A 17076-nucleotide genomic window follows, 5' to 3' on the forward strand; every position below is an offset into this window, starting at 1 on the left:
GTCCTCGCGGGATGTGTCTATGGCAGCGCGGCCTGGACCCGGCCGTCGACCACGCGGGAGCGCAGCAGGGGCTGGTCGTTGGCGGAGGGGCCGCGGACCACGGCGCCGTCGGCGAGGCGGAATGTGCTGCCGTGCCAGGGGCAGACCACGCACGCGGCACCGCCGATCTCGGTGATCTCGCCGTCGCCGAGGGGGCCCGTCTGGTGGGCGCAGCGCTCCATCATCACGGTGACCTTGTCGCCGACGCGTGTGATCAGGACCGGGACCTCGCCGATCCGGGCGACCTCGGGGCGGTTCTCGGTCAGCTCGTCCCAGCCGTAGACGTCGTGCCAACCGTCGTCGATCTGCCGGAGGTACGGCTCGGCCTGGTTGACGGCGGCGGCCTGGCGGAAGCTCAGGTGCCCGCCGACGTAGGCGCCGAGGCCGGCCGCGGCCAGGCCGGTGTACGCGAGCGTGCGCCCGAGCCGGTGATTGCCGGACAGTCGCGCGGCGAACGAGCCGGCGTAGAAGCCGAGCGCGATCATGTTCGCGCCCGCGTGCACCAGGCCGACGCGGCGCTGTTCCCGGGACTGCTCGGACCAGTCGGTGACGCCGGCGGCCGCGGCCGGGAGCGCGGCGGCCGTGCCCACGCCGACCAGGATCGTCGCGGCGCGCTCGGTGCCGGGCAACGCGTCCAGCACGGCCGTGCTCATCCAGGCTCCGACCGGCAGCTGCACGGCGACCGGGTGCAGCGGATGCCCGAGCCCGACGCCGTGCAGCAGATCCTTGAGCCGCCGCGGCAGCGTGGCCCGGACGCCGCGCTGCAGCGGATCACCCGCGCGGTCCAGCTCCCCGGTCTTCTCGACGCGTTCCAGCAGTCTCTGCAGCACCATGTCGCAGGGATGCCCGGCACGGCGGCCCGCAAACACGTGTCCGGCGGCTACTGAACGGCACGGTAGCCCGACACCGCGTAGCAGCGACCCGCGTCGATCGCCATCGCGTCCGGCTCGAAGCCGAACGTGACCGGGTGCCCGTCCGCCGGGTCCCACTCGCGCCGCTCGTCGCCGGTCGCCTGCCGCATCCACACGTCCAGCTCGCCCAGCGTCGGCACGGGGACGTCCGGGTGTGCGGCCGCGGCTTCGTTCAGGCCGGTCGCGGAGACCACCCGGCCGCCCTCGACCCGCACGTCATAACGCGCGTCGACGAAACCGCGGGTGCATCCCGTGGTCAGCACGAACCGATAGCTCTCCGGCTCCGCCCACCGCGGCTGTGCCGCGGAAGATCCCGGCGACGGTACGACCGGCGCCGATGCCGATCCGCCGCCGCTCGCACACCCGGCCGCCAGCAGTACCACGACCAGCCCCGGCCACCAGCGCATCACCGTCACCCGCATCAGCATGCCCTGCCAACGATCCCGGCGGCGTCCGGCCGGGCCCACGGCCCGACATCACCCGGCCGAGCGGCCGGTCAGTGCCGCGCACGGCCGGATGTCGGCGGTCAGGACCGGAGGTCGGCGAGGGAGGCGGGGCGGAGGGTGTCGGCGATGGTGGTGGCGAACGGGCGGCGGTAGGCGCCGGCGCTGACCCGGGCAAGCATCGCCTGGCGGGCGGCCTGTTCGCGGAACAGCGGGTCCTCGACCTGGAAGCCGTGGACGCGGACGGTGGTGGCGTCGACGTCGGCGGGACGGGCCGGGGCGGTGAGGACGAAGCCGAAGAACGCGCGCAGCGCGGCCTCGCCGAGTGCGGCCGGGTCGGCGGCGGGGGTGAGCTCGAAGCTGTACCGGTCGCCGATGTCCTCCAGCACGCGGGTGCCGGACAGGCTCAGCGACCGCACCAGCGCGCCGTGCTCCCACACCCCGTAGGCGAACCGGCCGGCGGCCGCGTCCATGGTGTGCAGCGTGATCCGGCGGTCGGCGCCGGCCCGGAGCACGTGCGCGGGGAGCCGGGACGGCCGGTCGAGCGCGAACCGGCGGTCGCAGAGCAGCACGGCACCGCGCAGCGCGGCCGCGTACGTGACGTCGTCCGGTGGGCAGAGCCGGCCGGCCAGCGTGTCGTCGCCGATCCGGGTGACGTGGCGCGCGGGCAGCAGACCGCGGACCACTTCCTCCGCGTCGTCCACCGGACGGGGTGCGGCACGCAGTGCCGTGCGCAGGTCCGCGTCCCCGATCGCCAGCAGCGCCGTCTTCACGCCCATCACATTCTCCCTGCTCAGCGCCGTTCTGTTGCCGGATCATGATGCACCTCATCGAGGTACCCGGCCTGTCGGCGATCTGTCAGTGCACCCTTGTAGTCCGGTGGCGCGTCGCTCAGACTGCTTCGGAACCAAGGAAACGCACGCAGATTCGACAGTTAGTGAGTGGCGAGTGAGCAGTGATCCGAGTCAGCGTGGCGGGATGCAGTCGAACTCCGGTGCGGCCTTCATCCAGCGCTTCCTCAAGAACCCCGCCCAGGTGGGTGCGATCGCCGCGACGTCGCCGGCGGTGAGCCGCCGGCTGGCCGAGCCGATCCCGGAGACCGGCGACCCGCTCGTGGTCGAGCTCGGTCCGGGCAACGGCGCGGTCACCGAGTGGATCCTGCGGCGGCTCGGCGGTCGCGGGCACCTGCTGGCGATCGAGATCGACCCGGTCTTCGCGGAGATGCTCCAGCGCAACTACCCGACGCTGGACGTGGCCGTCGCGGACGCCGGTGACCTGGCGAAGCTGCTGGCCGACCGCGGCCTCGGCACGGTCGACGCGGTGGTCAGCGCGCTGCCGTGGACCACGTTCCCGGACGAGCAGACCCGGCGGATACTCCGCGCGCTCGCCTCGTCGATGAGCCCGGACGGGGTGTTCACCACGATCACGTACACGACCGCGCGGATGATGCCGCCGTGGCGCCGGGTGCTGGCCGCGCTGAACGACACGTTCGAGACGGTCGAGCCGAGCCGGGCGATCTGGGCGAACCTGCCACCAGCCTTCGTCTACGAGGCCCGGCGCCCGCGCCGCACGGTCTGACCAGGCGCGACGCCGGGGTTGTAACACATCCGGCACCGGCGTCGCGTATTTATTCACTCTTTCGACTGGTCTTCGAGCGGACTCTGAGGCAGCGTTGCGGGATGCAGTCCAGCACCGCCCCCGGGGCCTTCGTTCAGCGCTTCCTCCGCAATCCGGCCCGGGTCGGCACACCGGCCGCCACGTCCGCCGCGGTCAGCCGCCAGATGGCCGCACCGATACCGGAGCACGGCGACCCGCTGGTGGTCGAGCTCGGGGCCGGGACCGGCGCGGTCACCGAGTGGATCCAGCATCGGCTCGGCGGCCGCGGCCACCACCTCGCAATCGAGATAGACCCGGTCTTCGCCGGCCTGCTCCGCCAGCGGTACCCGGCGGTCGACGTGGCCGAGTCCGACGCGGCACAGCTTCCCGCACTGCTGGCCCAGCGTGGGCTCGGCGCGGCCGACGTGGTGGTCAGCGCGCTGCCGTGGACGCTGTTCTCCGACGAGCAGGCGCGCGGCATCCTGGCGGCCGTCGCGGCCTCGATGGCGCCGCACGGCGCGTTCACCACGATCACGCTCAGCATGGGCAGCCGCATGCCGGGTGCCCGGCGGTTCCGCAGCGCGCTCGGCGCCACGTTCGAGGAGGTCACCCAGAGCCGCACGTTCTGGCGCAACCCGCCGCCCGCGTTCGTCTACGAGGCGCACCGCCCGCGCCAGCGCCGGCCTTCCGCGGGCAGCTGAAACCGAAACGTCGCGGGGGTACGTCGGTCAGGTGCCCCCGCATGGGTTTTGCGCGACCACGACGGAAGTGGCAGGGAGGCCGCCCGCGGCCGACCGGTCTCCGGCGGGAGCGGCGGAACGCCACCACCCGCTGACCGGGACCGCATGGTTTTCCGCCTTCGAGTGGGGGTGCGCCGGCGGCCTACGCTCGGAGCGGTGCGATTCCAGGTGTTGGGGCCGGTGCGCGCGGGTGACGCCGTCCTGGCGCCGAAACCGCGGGCGCTGCTGGCCGTGCTGCTCGCCGTGCGCGGACGTCCGGTCACGGTGGACCGGCTGCTGGCCGAGCTGTGGCCGGACGGCACGCCGCCGACCGCGACCGCCACGCTGCAGATGCACGTCTCCGCGCTGCGCAAGGCCGTCGGTGACCGGCTGCGCACGGTGCCCGCCGGCTACCGCCTCGACCTGACCGCGGACGTGCTGGACGCGGCCGAGTTCGAGCGGACCGGCGCGCTGGACCTGTGGCGCGGCGACGCCTACGACGACGTGCCCGCCGGCCCGGCCGTCGCCGCCGACGCGGCCCGGCTCGCGGAGCTGCGCCTCGACGCCCGGCGACGGTGGGCGGAGGCCGCGCTCGCGGACGGCCGGCACGCCGAGGCCGTCACCGAGCTGACCGGCTGGGCCGCCGCGGAACCCACCACCGAACCTCTGGTCCGCCAGCTGATGCTGGCGCTGTACCGGTGCGGGCGGGCCGGTGACGCGCTGATCGCCTACCAGCGGACCGTCGCGGCGCTGGCCGAGCTGGAGACCGTGCCGAGCCCGGCGCTGGACGCGCTGGCCGAGGCGGTACGCCGGCAGGACCCCACGCTCGACGCCCCGGTGCCCGGCGTGCCCGCGCGGCCGAACCGGTTCATCGGCCGCCGCGCCGAACTCGACCGGGCCGCGGGCCTGCTCGGCACCGCGCGGCTGCTCACCGTCGCCGGGCCGGGCGGCGCCGGCAAGACCCGGCTCAGCCTCGAACTCGCCCGCGCGCTCGCGGACGGGCACGACGCGGTGCACGTCGTGGAGCTGGCCGAGCACCGGGACGGTCCGCTCGACACCCGGCTGGCCGCCGCGATCGGCGCGCGCGAGGAGCCGGGCACACCGTTGCTCGCCACGATCACCCGCCGGCTCGACGGCCGTACGCTGCTGATCCTGGACAACTGCGAACACGTCCGGGCGGAGTCGGCCGCGCTCGCCGGTACGCTGCTGGCCGCCGCGCCCGGGCTCCGGATCGTCGCGACCAGCCGGGAACGGCTCGGCCTGGACGGTGAGGTGGTGTTCACGCTGGACGGGCTCGCCGCGCCGGACGCCGTGCGGCTGCTCGCCGACCGGGTCGCCGCGGTCCGCGGTGGCGCCGCGCTGACCGCCGCGGAGCATGCGGTCGCGGACGAGCTGTGCCGCCGCCTGGACGGCCTGCCTCTCGCCATCGAGCTGGCCGCGGCCCGGCTGCGCGCGCTGCCGCTCTCCGAGATCATGTCGCGTCTCGACCGGCGGCTCGACCTGCTCACCGGCACCGCACCGGTCGCCCGGCACCAGACCATGCGGGCCGCCATCGATTGGGGGTACGACCTGCTCGACCTGCCGCAGCAGGAGCTGCTGCGGCGGCTGGGTGTGTTCGGCGGCGGGTTCGACCTGGCCGCCGCCGGTGAGGTGGCCGGCACCGACCCCCTCGACCCGCTCACCCAGCTGGTCGACCGCTCCATGATCGAGTGGCGGGACGGGCGATACCGCCTGATCGAGACCATTCGCGAGTACGCCCGGGACCGCCTCGGCCCGGCCGAGCGCGCGGACGCGTACACCCGGCTCGCCCGGCTCTGCGAGAACCGCCTGGCCACGCCGCCGCCGGTGGACGGGCCCGCGCACACCGCGTGGCTGGCCGGGATCAGCGCGGACCACGACACGATCACGGCCGCGATCGACTGGGCGCTGCGCGACGGCGACGCCGCACAGGGCCTGCGGATCGCGGCCGCGATGTGGTGGTACTGGTGGGTGGCCGGCCGGATGGCCGAGGGACGCGCCTGGCTCGGGCGCGCACTCGGCGCGGGCCCGCCGGAGGCGTCGGCGTCCCGGGCCGCGGCGCTGCGGGCCGCCGCGTCACTCGCCCGCAACTCCGGCGACCTCACGGCGGCCCGGCGGCTCGGCGAGGAGTGCCTGTCGGTGCTCCGGTCGCTCGACGGCGCCGGCCGGAGAGGGCTGCCGGCCGCGCTGAACAACCTGCTGATCACCGCGCAGGCGCAGGAGGACTACCCGGCGTCGCTGGAGTTCGGGTACGAGGCGCTGCGCATCGCGGAGGAGCTGTCCGACGCCCGGATGATCGCGGCCGCGTCCAACAACACCGCGGGCACGCTGCGCTGCCTGGGCCGGCTGGACGAGGCAGAGGAGCTGTTCACGCGCGCGCTCGCCGGGTTCCGCGCGCTGCACGACCGCCGCGGTGAGGCGGCCGCACTGTCCAACCTGTCCACCGCCGCACGGCGGCGCGGACGGTACCCGGACGCGCGGACCGCCATGCGGGAGGCGCTGGCGGTCTACACCGAGCTGGGCATCGTCGAGGGGCAGCTGGACGCGATCGAGGGGCTCGCGCAGCTGGACGTGCTCGACGGTGACCCGGCCGCCGGGCTGCGGCTGCTGGCGGTCGCGGAACGGGAACGGTCGGCGCTGGGTGCGCCGAGCTTCACACCCGACGAGATCGCGGACCGCGCCCGGGCTGAGGAGCTGGCCCGGGCGCGGCTGGGAGCGGCGGCGGTGGGCCGGGTGTACCGGGAGGCGACGGGGACCACGCTCGAGGCGGCGGTGGCGGGTCTGCTGGGCGGGTGAGGCGGCGTCTTTGGCGATTCTTTGGCTGGGTCGCCGATCCTTGCTGACGTGATGCGATCTGCCAGGTCAGCTGTGCTTCTGGTGGTGGGTGTGGCGGCGTTGCCGGGGTGCGCGGTGAGCGTGTCCCCGGGTGGCGGCGCGGCTCCTACCGCGGTGTCGATCACTGCTTCCGCTCTGCCCACCCCGTCAGCCGCTCTGCCCTCGTCCGCTCTGCCCTCGTCCGCTCTGCCGTCTCCAGCTCCGCCGTCCGTTCCGGCTTCTTCCGCGCACGGGTCCGCGGCCGGGCCGCGGGTCGTCTATCTACGCGTCGCCCGGCAGCCCAAGTGTGCGGAGGGCACCGCGGTGTTCCGGGCCGAGCCGGTCCCACTGGTCATCGAGTGGAAGATCTCCGGTGCGACCGGCGGTGCGCTGTCCGTCGACGACCCGACCGGCACACCCGGCACGTACGGCGCGGTCGACCCCGAAGGCTCGCTGGAGTTCTTCTTCTCCTGCGCCGGCGAGGTCGGCAGCACGGAGACGCACACGTACGCGCTCTACACGGTCGGCGGCGGCCCGATGGACTCCGCAACCGTGACCGCCTCCGCCACGGTGCTCGACAAGGGCCTCGGCGCCGACTCCTAGGGAGATCCCCCGTGCAGCTTCGTCTCGCTCTGCCCGCCGTCCTGCTCCTCGCCACCCTCACCAGCGGCTGCGCCGCCATCCCGGTGTCCACCGCACCGCCCTCGTCCATCGCCGACGGTGCCGGCACCGGTCCGGGTCCGGTCGCCGGTGGTGCCGCTTCCGGCGCCGTTTCCGGTGCCTCGGCCGGTGCTGATTCCGGCGCCGCTTCCGGTGCCTCGGCGGAAAGTGGTCTCGGCTCGGTGAAGGACTCCGGTGCCATCCCCGACCCGTGCACGCTGCTCTCCGACGCCGAGGTCACCTCGCTCACCGGCCGCGACATCACCCAGATCGACGAGGACGGCGCCCCCACCGGCGACGTCACCCGCTACTGCCAGTGGCAGCAGAACAGCGGCCAGCTCGCCGTCTTCCTCACCCGTACCACCGCCGGCGACTTCCAGCTCGCCATCGCCGAGGCCGAGCCGGTCGACGGCGTCGGCGAGGACGCGTTCTGGCTCTCCGGCCACCTCTTCGTCCTCTACGGCACCGTCCAGATCGACGTCTACTCCCGCGGCGGCTCCGACGGCGAGAACCTGTCCGACGCGAAAACCATCGCCACCACGCTGATCCCCCGCATCTGACCGGCTACCCCGGTTCGCGCGCGCCGCGAACCGCTGCCCGGACTGACACGCCGGCACCGAAGCCCACCAGAACCCGCAAGCGACCGACGCCACGCCACCACCAGACCGTGGGGGCGTCCGGGGCTCGGCCCAGAGCGGAATACAAAACGGCCCCCCGGTTCGCGCTTTCCGCGAACAGGGGGGCCGCAGGCCGTGGAGGTGCTGTCCGCCTACTCGAACCACACCGCCGGCCGCGACCACCGGAACGCGGGGCCTCCGGGGGCTCGGCCCCCGGAGAGGAATACGAAACGGCCCCCCGGTTCGCGCTTTCCGCGAACAGGGGGGCCGCAGGCCGTGGAGGTGCCGGGAATCGAACCCGGGTCCTTCGGTGAATCAACAGGGCTTCTCCGAGCGCAGCTTGCTGTGCCTCTACTCGGCCCCTCCGATCACGCAAGCGAGTCGGTGTGACGGGCCCAGTCGTGATTGGTCTCGCCGTGCAAGCCTCACGACGGGGCTTGCTTGGCCAGCCTTCTAGATGATGCCGGTGACTAGGCCGAAGGCGTGCCTAGACCGACAGAGCTGCTACTCGCCTCAGGCGGCGAGAGCGAGCTCAGAGCGCTTAGAGTTGGCGCTTATTACTTTCCAACGATCGATTTATGAGACGACGTTGGCTTCCTCAGCTCGCTTCCCCTGCGTCAGCATCCGAAGTCGAAACCAGTCACCCCCTCGTCGAGCGTCGCCGGGTGGACGACGCAACCACACAAGATTAACGCGTCCCCGCGCGAACGTCACATGAGATACCCGGCCGGCGGGTCAGAAGCCGGCGCAGGGGGTGCCGTTGATCGTGCAGGAGACCGGGTTGACCTGGGCGGCGGTGTTCTTGGTGGCCTGGAAACCGGCCTGGATCTCGCCGTTGGCGGCGAGCGGGCCGCCGTCGAGGACGAGCGTGGTGCCGGAGACGGAGGCGGTCGCGTTCCAGAAGCCGGTGACGGCGATCTTGACGTCGGCCGGGTAGGTGAGGCGGACCTGCCAGTTCGTGTTCGCGCCGGTGGCGTTGCCGATGACCACGTTCGACACGAAGCCGTCGTTCCAGGTGCTGCCGAGCACGTACCGCGCGCCGAGCCCGCCGGCGGCGGGCGCGCGGGTGGGTGACGGCGGGGTGGCGGGCGCGGTGGTGCGCGGCGCGGCGGCCGACGGGGACGCGGCCGGCGAGGTGATCACCGGGGACGGTGAGGGCGACTCCTCCTCCAGCGGGTCCGCGGTGATGACGCCTTCCGGCGGCCCGGACAGCGCCGCGGTCGGGATGACGATCAGCGACGGCCGTTCGTCGTCCTCGGAGCGGCTGGTGAGTGCCCACACCGCGCTGCCGATGACCAGCGCGCCGATCACGCCACCGGCGATGGCGAGCCGGGACCGGGTGGGTGAGATGCCGAAGAATCCGCTGGTGGCGACGCCCACGGAGTGCTTGCCGGGCACGGCTGGTCTTCCTCCCGCGTTCCGCGACGAACGCGGTGGTTCGGCGCACCGGACGACGAAGGCTACCGCGGCCGCCCTCGGTCAGTCCATGCCCTTGCCGCGCCGCCCGAGCGCCCGGTTGATCTCCTTGGCCGCGTCCCGCTTGGCCAGGTCCTGCCGCTTGTCGTAGTCGCGCTTACCGCGCGCCAGCCCGAGCTCGACCTTGGCCCAGCCGTCCGAGAAGTACACCTGCAGCGGCACCATGGTCAGCCCGTCCTCGCGGACCTTCCCGGCCAGCTTCAGGATCTCGTTGCGCTTGAGCAGCAGCTTCCGGATCCGCCGCGGCTCGTGGTTGGTCCAGGTGCCCTGCGTGTACTCCGGAATGTGCATGGCGTGCAAAAAGATCTCGCCGTTGCTGACCTGCGCGAACGCGTCGACCAACGACGCCCGCCCGGCCCGCAGCGACTTGACCTCGGTGCCGGTCAGCGCCATCCCGGCCTCGACGGTGTCCAGGATCGTGTAGTCGTGGCGTGCCTTGCGATTCGAGGCCACCACCTTGCGCCCCTTTTCGCGCGGCATCGTGCACCATTCCCTCAGAGCCGGATCCCTCGTGGTCCGAACAACCCCGCAATGCTACAGCGCCACCGAACCCAACCCCCAACGACCAAAAACCCAGAATTCGCTTTTCCCGCTTCCGGCGTGGCTGAGTCCCGAGTGCTCCCGCGGGCACCGGTCGTCGCTGGCGCTCCTCCCTGTCAGTTCCGCCGCTGGTCACCACAACCCCGGGCCGGTGCACGCGACCGGGGTGGGTCTTCCGGGAGTGGCAGCGACGACCGGTCTCCGGCGGGAGCGGCGGGGCGGGACCACGGCGGAACCGGACCCCTCGGTCCTGGGTTCCGGTTTTCAGCAGAGGCAGCTGGGGAGCCAGTTGAGCGGCTGTTTCGGGGTGCCGTCGAGGCGGACCTCGAAGTGAAGGTGGTAGCCGGTGCTGGCGCCCGTGGTGCCGACGCGGCCGATGAGCTGGCCGCGGCGGACGCGCTGGCCGCGGTGGACGAGGATACGGGACTGGTGGCCGTAGCAGGTCGAGACGCCCTGGCCGGCGAGGTCGCCGTGGGCGACGCAGGTGAAGTTGCCGTAGCCGTTGGCCCAGCCCGCGCGGATGACCTCGCCGTCGTCGGCGGCCCAGATGGGCTGGCCGCCGCCGGCTGCGATGTCGACGCCGGTGTGGAGTTGCCAGACCTTGTAGTACGGGTCGAAGCGCCAGCCGAAGTTGCTCGACTTCCAGCCGCGGACCGGCATGAGCAGGCGGGCGTCCGAACGCATCCGGGTGCTGCCGCCGCCGTTGGTGGCGCCGCGGCGGGCGGCACGGCGGCGGTTCTCCCAGGCGCGTACTTCGGCGGCGACCCGGGACTCGGCGGCGCGGGCGTCGCGGTACCGGGCGAGGCTGGCGGAGCGTTCCTGCTGGGCGATGCCGAGCGCGGCGCGGCGCTGGTCGGTGAGACTCTGCACGGCGGCGACCGCGTCCTCGGCGACGCGCTGCGCGGTCCGCGCGTCGGCGAGCTTCGTGGCGGCGTCCGCGTGTGCGGCGTCCGCGGCGCGGCGGGCGGTGGTGGCCGCGTTCTGGGCGTCGCGGGCGGCGCCGCGGGCGTTGACCACCCGGGTGAGCGCGCCGCGCTGGGTGTCCAGGACCCGGTCGACGTAGCCGAGACGGTCCGCGAACGTGGTCGGGTTGGCGTCGATGAGCACGTTGAGCGTGCCGATGTTCCCACCCTTGAAACTGGCGGCGGCGAGGTCACCGAGCTTGTCGCGGGCGGCGGAGACGTCGCGCTCGGCCTGCGCGGAGCGGTTCGTGGCGGCGTCCTGGGCGGCGCGGGCGGTGTCGGCTTTCCGCTTCGCGGTGTCCGCGGCGGCCTGGGCGGCGGCAACGCGGCCGCGGGCCTGTTCCGCGCGGGCCTGGGCGGGCGGGAGCCCGGCGCTGGCGGCGGCGAGGCTGCGGGCGGCGGCGCGAGCGCGGTCGGTGGCGCCCTCCAGGATCGCGGCGGCCTTGGCGACCTCCCGTTCGATCCGGCGCTGGTCGTCACGCGGGTCGGCCGCGGACCTGGCGGCGACGGTCGCGGGTCCGCGCTCGGGCGCGACGTGGGCCGCGGCACGAACGGGTGCCGCCATGACACCAGCGGGTGCCGCCGCGACACCAGCGGGTGCCGCCGCGCTCGGGCCGGTCAGTCCCGCTGCGGCTGCGGCACCGCCCGGCGCTACAGCCCGCGCGGCGCTCGCGGGTGTCATCGCGAGCGCGGCGCCGGCGGGCGTCGCGACTGCGGCGGATGACGCCATCGCGGCAGACGTCGCGGCTGCGGCGGGTGCCATCGCGAGCGCGACACCGGCGGCTTTCGCGGCTACAGCAGATGTCGCGGATGTCGCGGCAGACCTCGCGGCTGCGGTAGACGTCGCGGCTGCGGCGGGTGTGGGCCCGGGTGCGGTGAACGCCAGCGTCAGCAGGGCCGCGAGTGCGCTGCGATAGGACTTCACGGACATATCCCCCGATTCTCCGTGCTCACCACCCTACGCGGGTGAGAACCGGCAGATCGGCAGAAACAAGAATCGCCGTCCGCTCCCGGGACGGACCCGGGTGCGGACGGCGATCCGGCACGGCTCGTGGGGTAACTAGACCCGCAGGTAGAACCGCAGCGTGGTCCATGCGGTCACGGCGCTGACCAGCGCGCCGGCACCGGCCATGAACGGCAGCATGAGCAGCACGTTGTCCCAGTTGAGCGGCGTGAGCAGCTCGGTCAGGTCGCGGAGTGCGCCGTCGATGAGGAAGATCTTGCCGAGGACCAGCGCGCCGAAGCCGAGGAGCGCGCCGAGCACACCGGCCGCGACGGCCTCCAGCACGAACGGCGCCTGGATGAACCAGTTCGACGCGCCGACCAGCTTCATGACCGCGACCTCGCGGCGCTTGCTGTACGCGGCGACCTGGATGGTGTTACCGACCAGCAGCAACGCGGCGATCGCCATGATCGACGAGGCGACCAGCGACATGGTCTGGACCGAGTTGAGGATGCCGAACACCTTCTCCAGCAGCGCGCGCTGGTCGAGGATCTCGTCGACTCCCTCGGCGGAGGCGTACTTGGCCGCGAAGTCCTCGTACTGCTCGGGGTTGTTCAGCTTCACCCGGAACGACTCGGGCAGCTGCTCGGCGCTGACGGAGTTCACGAGGTCGGGCGTGTCGCGCCACAGCGTCTGGAACTTCTCGAGCGCCTTCTCCTTGGTCTCCAGCTCGTACGACTGGACCAGGTCGTCGGACTTCAGCGCGGCGTCGAGGTTCAGCCTCTGCTCATCATTGACGTCGGACTTCAGGAACATCGCCACTTCGATGTTCGCGTAGTAGAAGTCCTTCATCTCGTTGGCCTGCAGGTACAGCAGCGCGCTGGCACCGAGCATGGTCAGCGAGACGGACATCGTGATGATCATGGCGATGGTCATCGTGACGTTGCGCCACAGTCCGACCAGCACTTCGGACAGGACATATTTCAGACGCATCGGTGAGGCTTCCTTCGTGAATCGTCTGCTGCCGGGTCAGGGATCTGGGAGGAGTGCAGTCGGTTACCGACTGTTATCAGCCGTAAACACCGCGCGGCTGGTCACGGACGATCCGGCCGCTCTCGATCTCGATGACCCGTCGGCGCATCTGGTTCACGATGTTGGAGTCGTGGGTCACCATGACGACGGTGGTGCCGGTCCGGTTGATCCGGTCCAGCAGGCGCATGATCTCGATCGAGGTGTCCGGGTCCAGGTTTCCGGTGGGCTCGTCCGCCAGCAGGATCAGGGGGCGGTTGACGAAGGCACGGGCCACCGCGACACGCTGCTGCTCACCGCCGGAGAGCTCGTGCGGGTAACGGTGCTCCTTGCCACCGAGACCGACGAGTTCCAGCACCTCGGGCACGACCCGGCGGGCGACCGCCTTGGTCTTGCCGATCACCTCGAGCGCGAAGGCGACGTTCTCGTAGGCCGTCCGGTTGGGCAGGAGCCGGAAGTCCTGGAAGACGCAGCCGATCGAACGCCGGAAGTGCGGGATCTTCCACGAGCGCATGGAGGTGACGTCCTTGGAGTTGACGATCACCTTGCCCTTGTTCGGGGCGACCTCGTGCAGCAGCAGCTTGATGATCGTGGACTTGCCGGAGCCGGACGGGCCGATGAAGAAGACGAACTCGCCCTTTTCGATCCCGACCGACACATCGTCCAGCGACGGCCGGGACGCCTTCGGATACGTCTTGGTCACGTTCTCAAGCTGAATCACGGGAGCAGAGTCTACGCGGTGTAACGAAAACTCCAAGTCCAGAGCTCGCCCGATCTGTCCCCGATGACCCGATAAAGGATCATCCGAACGGGTGACTTTCCCGGGTCGATCCGCGACACGCCGGGATGGTTACGCGGCGTCGCCACTCAACTGCTGCTGCTTACGCCACTTGATGCCGGCCTCGATGAACGCGTCCAGCTCACCGTCGAAGACCGAGGTCGGATTGCCCGTCTCGTGCTCGGTTCGCAGATCCTTCACCATCTGATATGGGTGCAGCACGTACGACCGCATCTGATCGCCCCACGAGCCGGCCGCGTCGGTCTTCAGGCCCTGCATCTTGGCCTGCTCCTCCTGGCGCTTGCGCTCCAGCAGGCGGGCCTGCAGTACGCGCAGCGCGGACGCCTTGTTCTGCAGCTGCGACTTCTCGTTCTGGCAGGTCACCACGATGCCGGTGGGAATGTGTGTGATCCGCACCGCAGAGTCCGTCGTGTTGACGCTCTGTCCACCGGGGCCGGACGACCGGTAGACGTCGACCCGCATCTCGTTCTCCGGGATGTCGATGTGGTCGGTCTGCTCGACGACCGGCATCACCTCGACACCGGCGAAGCTCGTCTGCCGGCGGCCCTGATTGTCGAACGGGCTGATCCGCACCAGACGGTGCGTACCCGACTCGACACTCAACGTGCCGTACGCGTACGGCGCCTTGACCGTGAAGGTGGCGGACTTGAGGCCCGCCTCCTCCGCGTACGACGTCTCGTAGACCTCCGTCGGGTAGCCGTGCCGCTCCGCCCACCGCAGGTACATCCGCAGCAGCATCTCCGCGAAGTCGGCCGCGTCCACGCCACCGGCGCCGGCACGCACCGCGACCAGCGCCTCGCGCGCGTCGTACTCCCCGGACAGCAGCGTGCGGACCTCGAGCTCGTCGACGGCCTTGGTCAGGCCCTCGATCTCACTGCCCACGTCACCGAGCGCGGAGGCGTCGTCCTCCCCCTCGGAGAGCTCGAGCAGGACGAACGCGTCGTCGAGCCGGGAGCGCAGGTTCTCCAGCTTGGAGATCTCGCCGTTGATGTACGAGAGCTTCGAGGTCACGACCTGCGCACGCGCCTGGTCGTCCCACAGGTTCGGCTCGGCGGCCTGCTCCTCCAGCTCCGCCTTCTCCCGGCGGAGCTTGTCGACGTCGAGGACGCCCTCGATGTTCCGCAGGGTGGCGTCGAGGTGCTTGAGCTGGTCGGAAAAGTCGGCTGCAGTCACAACAGTCAAGAATACGGCGCCCCCGGCCGGTCCGCGCCAAGCGGGCGGATCAGGCGCCCGGTGCCGTCTTCAGCCAGCTCAGCGCCGCCTTGTGATAGGCCACCGCGAACTCCAGCGCGGACGCCCCGAAGTTGTCTCCCGCCTTCTTCGCCTCCTTGGCCTGCTCACGCGCGGATGCCAGTGCGGCCGTGTGGTACTCGTTGGCACCGGCGACCAACGCACTCATCTGACCCTCACTGTGCTGCTCACCAAACGCGACGCGGAGCGCGATCGGGTTGCGAATGGCATCGCGCCCCGGGGTGTCGGTCAGCCAACGGCTGAACGCGCGCTTTCCGGACGCCGTGATCGCGTAGGGCTGGCTCGAGCGGGGGCCCGGCTTACCCAGCCGGACATAACCCATCTCGGCGAGCGCCGGCAATTCCCGGTAAACCTGGCTTCGGGTCATCGACCAGAAGGGGCCAAGGCGGCGCTCCGCCTGACCCATGAGTTGCCCACCCGTCATCGGCCCCTCGTGGAGCAGCCCGAGGAGGGCAGCCGCGGTTGGGTTGATTCCTGTCTCGGCCATGCCCATTACGCTGCCACTTTGTAGCCTCCGCGTCCAGGATTTCGACTTATCCGCACGCGCGCGTCTCCACAGTGCACTGTCTTGCGCGGACTGTCTGGTGCGGACCGGCCACAAATAGTGATCAACTCCGGGAACTATTCGACCGGGAATGCCCTTTGTCCGGTTCGGCGAAGGCAAAGGCTCTCACAAACCCCGGGGGTGCAATGCACCACTCCCGACTCAGCTTTGCAGACTCGGCGGCCCGAATGCCGGGAAACGGGGGTCAACACCCAAAGCAAAACGGGGGTCAGCGGCCGGCCACGGTGGAGGTCCCGGACGGTACCCGGGGCAGTGGCATACCGCTGGAGTCCCCTCCGGAGAGAAGTACCCCACTCAACACCGTGATCAACATAAGGAACGCGGCCACCACACAAACCGCGATCAGACGCCGGCGCCGTGACCGCCCGGCCGAACCGATCTCGGCACCCGCCAGCACGCCGATCTCCGGCATGTGGAGCCGGCCCGCCGCCGCCCTCGGCCACGGGCCACCCGCGCTGTACGCCGCGCCCAGCGCGGCCGCGGCCGGATGGTTCGGCGGCACCGAGACCGGGGCTGCGGAGACCGGCGGCACGGACGTGGGCACGGCCGAGACCGGCGGCGCGGAGACCGGGCCCTGGAACTCCATCACCGGCAGCGCCACCATCCGCCCGCCGGACGCGGGCGACACCGGCGCCACCGCCAGCGGCACCCAGCGCACGCTGGCCTGACCGCGGCTGCGCCCGTCCGGCCGGGGCCACCAGGTCACGTCGCGGTCGGACAGTGCGGGCAGCGGCGGCATGCCGGCCAGCGCGGACTCCACCCGGCGCAGCCGCACACCGATCGCGCGCGCGGCCGGCCGGCGTGCCGGGTCCGGCTCCAGACAGTGCTCGATCACCGGCCACACCTGCGCGGGCAGACCGGCCGGCGGCACCACCGCGCACTGCCGGTGCCGGGCCAGCACGTCCAGCGGCGAGCCGCCCTTGAACGCGCTGCGGCCGCAGAGCAGTTCGAACAGCACCATGCCCATCGCGTACACGTCCGAGGCCGGGCTCGGTGAAGCGCCCTCCACCACCTCGGGCGAGACGTATTCCGGGGTGGCGTGCGTGGCCCGGGCCGCGTCCACCCGGCGCAGCCGCCGCGCCACGCCGAAGTCGACCAGCCGGACCGGGCCGCCGTCCGCCGGGACGACCAGGTTGCCCGGCTTCACGTCGCCGTGCACGATGCCGCGCTCGTGCAGGTACGCCAGCGAGTTCGCCAGCTGGGCCACCAGGTTCGCCGCGACCGCCGGCGGCACCGGGCCGTCCCGTCGCAGGCGCTTGCGCAGGTCCTCGCCGTCGATCAGCTCCATCACGAAGACGTGCTGGTCCGCCTCCCGGCCGAACTCGATCGGCCGCACGATGCACGGGTGCGACAGCCCGGTGAGGATCTCCGCCTCGTCCACGAAGTTGCGCACCAGGTCGGGCTGGGACAGCGCCTCCGGGCGCAGCAGCTTGACCGCCACCGCGCGCCCGGTGCCCGTGTCCAGGCCGGACCAGACCGTGCCGATCGCCCCCCTGGCGATCTCGGCATCGAGCCGGTAGCGGCCGTTCAGCAGACCCGTCATCGTGGTCCTCCTCCCGGGCCCCCCGCCCGGCTGCGCTTCGATGCTACGGCGGCAGAACCGGATTCCGGACCCCTCCGGCTACCAACCGACACCAAACGAACACGGTCCACCAGCGGGAACACCGACCGATCATCGATAAACAGCCATGTCG

Annotated in this window: 16 protein-coding genes and 1 other RNA gene; 5 read left to right on the forward strand and 12 right to left on the reverse strand. The window is 71.9% G+C overall.

Annotation, left to right across the window (positions count from 1 at the left end):
- Positions 1-17: 17 nt before the first annotated feature.
- The 3 genes from J2S42_RS16765 to J2S42_RS16775 form a co-directional block, all read right to left on the reverse strand.
- On the reverse strand, positions 18-872 hold the full coding sequence (locus J2S42_RS16765; protein ID WP_307240231.1) for a Rieske (2Fe-2S) protein: 855 nt from the start codon (positions 870-872) through the stop codon (positions 18-20).
- 47 nt (positions 873-919) lie between these two features.
- Positions 920-1378, reverse strand: a complete 459-nt coding sequence (locus tag J2S42_RS16770; RefSeq protein ID WP_307240233.1) for a DUF6174 domain-containing protein — start codon at positions 1376-1378, stop codon at positions 920-922.
- 98 nt (positions 1379-1476) lie between these two features.
- Positions 1477-2172: a DUF6928 family protein gene (locus J2S42_RS16775; RefSeq protein ID WP_307240235.1), complete on the reverse strand. Its 696-nt coding sequence runs from the start codon at positions 2170-2172 to the stop codon at positions 1477-1479.
- 199 nt (positions 2173-2371) lie between these two features.
- Here J2S42_RS16775 and J2S42_RS16780 point away from each other — a divergent pair, with 199 nt between their 5' ends.
- The 5 genes from J2S42_RS16780 (at position 2372) to J2S42_RS16800 (ending at position 7760) form a co-directional block, all read left to right on the forward strand.
- Positions 2372-2971, forward strand: a complete 600-nt coding sequence (locus J2S42_RS16780; protein ID WP_307240237.1) for a class I SAM-dependent methyltransferase — start codon at positions 2372-2374, stop codon at positions 2969-2971.
- A 101-nt stretch (positions 2972-3072) separates the two neighbouring features.
- Entirely contained in the window at positions 3073-3690 is a 618-nt protein-coding gene (locus tag J2S42_RS16785; protein WP_307240239.1) for a class I SAM-dependent methyltransferase, read from the forward strand.
- 195 nt (positions 3691-3885) lie between these two features.
- On the forward strand, positions 3886-6522 hold the full coding sequence (locus J2S42_RS16790; RefSeq protein ID WP_307240241.1) for an ATP-binding protein: 2637 nt from the start codon (positions 3886-3888) through the stop codon (positions 6520-6522).
- 342 nt (positions 6523-6864) lie between these two features.
- Positions 6865-7143 carry a hypothetical protein gene (locus J2S42_RS16795; protein WP_307240242.1) on the forward strand — a complete coding sequence of 93 codons (279 nt, stop codon included), beginning with the start codon at positions 6865-6867 and terminating at the stop codon, positions 7141-7143.
- Between the two features lie 11 nt (positions 7144-7154).
- Positions 7155-7760: a hypothetical protein gene (locus tag J2S42_RS16800; protein ID WP_307240244.1), complete on the forward strand. Its 606-nt coding sequence runs from the start codon at positions 7155-7157 to the stop codon at positions 7758-7760.
- Between the two features lie 331 nt (positions 7761-8091).
- On the opposite strand, the gene ssrA is transcribed toward J2S42_RS16800, so the two are convergent.
- The 9 genes from ssrA to J2S42_RS16845 form a co-directional block, all read right to left on the reverse strand.
- Positions 8092-8465, reverse strand: a transfer-messenger RNA (tmRNA) gene (gene ssrA / locus J2S42_RS16805).
- A gap of 87 nt (positions 8466-8552) precedes the next feature.
- A complete protein-coding gene (locus J2S42_RS16810; protein WP_307240245.1) occupies positions 8553-9215 on the reverse strand; it encodes a cellulose binding domain-containing protein in 663 nt (220 codons plus the stop codon).
- Positions 9216-9296: 81 nt separating this feature from the next.
- A complete protein-coding gene (gene smpB / locus J2S42_RS16815; protein ID WP_307240247.1) occupies positions 9297-9773 on the reverse strand; it encodes an SsrA-binding protein SmpB in 477 nt (158 codons plus the stop codon).
- 324 nt (positions 9774-10097) lie between these two features.
- On the reverse strand, positions 10098-11360 hold the full coding sequence (locus J2S42_RS16820) for a peptidoglycan DD-metalloendopeptidase family protein (RefSeq protein WP_307240249.1): 1263 nt from the start codon (positions 11358-11360) through the stop codon (positions 10098-10100).
- Positions 11361-11855: 495 nt separating this feature from the next.
- A complete protein-coding gene (gene ftsX / locus J2S42_RS16825; RefSeq protein ID WP_307240251.1) occupies positions 11856-12731 on the reverse strand; it encodes a permease-like cell division protein FtsX in 876 nt (291 codons plus the stop codon).
- A 76-nt stretch (positions 12732-12807) separates the two neighbouring features.
- On the reverse strand, positions 12808-13488 hold the full coding sequence (gene ftsE / locus J2S42_RS16830) for a cell division ATP-binding protein FtsE (RefSeq protein WP_033339704.1): 681 nt from the start codon (positions 13486-13488) through the stop codon (positions 12808-12810).
- Positions 13489-13617: 129 nt separating this feature from the next.
- Positions 13618-14739, reverse strand: coding sequence for a peptide chain release factor 2 (gene prfB / locus J2S42_RS16835; protein ID WP_307240253.1), 1122 nt, complete (start codon positions 14737-14739; stop codon positions 13618-13620).
- 49 nt (positions 14740-14788) lie between these two features.
- Positions 14789-15304 carry a PadR family transcriptional regulator gene (locus tag J2S42_RS16840; RefSeq protein ID WP_307240255.1) on the reverse strand — a complete coding sequence of 172 codons (516 nt, stop codon included), beginning with the start codon at positions 15302-15304 and terminating at the stop codon, positions 14789-14791.
- Between the two features lie 286 nt (positions 15305-15590).
- The gene (locus tag J2S42_RS16845; protein WP_307240257.1) at positions 15591-16925 is read right to left on the reverse strand and encodes a serine/threonine-protein kinase; all 1335 of its coding nucleotides are present in this window, start codon (positions 16923-16925) and stop codon (positions 15591-15593) included.
- Positions 16926-17076 lie beyond the last annotated feature (151 nt).

The sequence above is a fragment of the Catenuloplanes indicus genome (assembly GCF_030813715.1).
Classification (GTDB): Bacteria; Actinomycetota; Actinomycetes; order Mycobacteriales; family Micromonosporaceae; genus Catenuloplanes; species Catenuloplanes indicus.

Excerpts from the sequence above, each read along its gene's own strand:
- J2S42_RS16765 (WP_307240231.1), bottom strand. The coding sequence starts at position 872 with ATGGTGCTGCAGAGACTGCTGGAACGCGTCGAGAAGACCGGGGAGCTG.
- J2S42_RS16770 (WP_307240233.1), bottom strand. The coding sequence starts at position 1,378 with ATGCTGATGCGGGTGACGGTGATGCGCTGGTGGCCGGGGCTGGTCGTG.
- J2S42_RS16775 (WP_307240235.1), bottom strand. The coding sequence starts at position 2,172 with ATGGGCGTGAAGACGGCGCTGCTGGCGATCGGGGACGCGGACCTGCGC.
- J2S42_RS16780 (WP_307240237.1), top strand. The coding sequence starts at position 2,372 with ATGCAGTCGAACTCCGGTGCGGCCTTCATCCAGCGCTTCCTCAAGAAC.
- J2S42_RS16785 (WP_307240239.1), top strand. The coding sequence starts at position 3,073 with ATGCAGTCCAGCACCGCCCCCGGGGCCTTCGTTCAGCGCTTCCTCCGC.
- smpB (WP_307240247.1), bottom strand. The coding sequence starts at position 9,773 with ATGCCGCGCGAAAAGGGGCGCAAGGTGGTGGCCTCGAATCGCAAGGCA.
- J2S42_RS16820 (WP_307240249.1), bottom strand. The coding sequence starts at position 11,360 with ATGGCGGCACCCGTTCGTGCCGCGGCCCACGTCGCGCCCGAGCGCGGA.
- ftsX (WP_307240251.1), bottom strand. The coding sequence starts at position 12,731 with ATGCGTCTGAAATATGTCCTGTCCGAAGTGCTGGTCGGACTGTGGCGC.
- J2S42_RS16840 (WP_307240255.1), bottom strand. The coding sequence starts at position 15,304 with ATGGCCGAGACAGGAATCAACCCAACCGCGGCTGCCCTCCTCGGGCTG.
- J2S42_RS16845 (WP_307240257.1), bottom strand. The coding sequence starts at position 16,925 with ATGACGGGTCTGCTGAACGGCCGCTACCGGCTCGATGCCGAGATCGCC.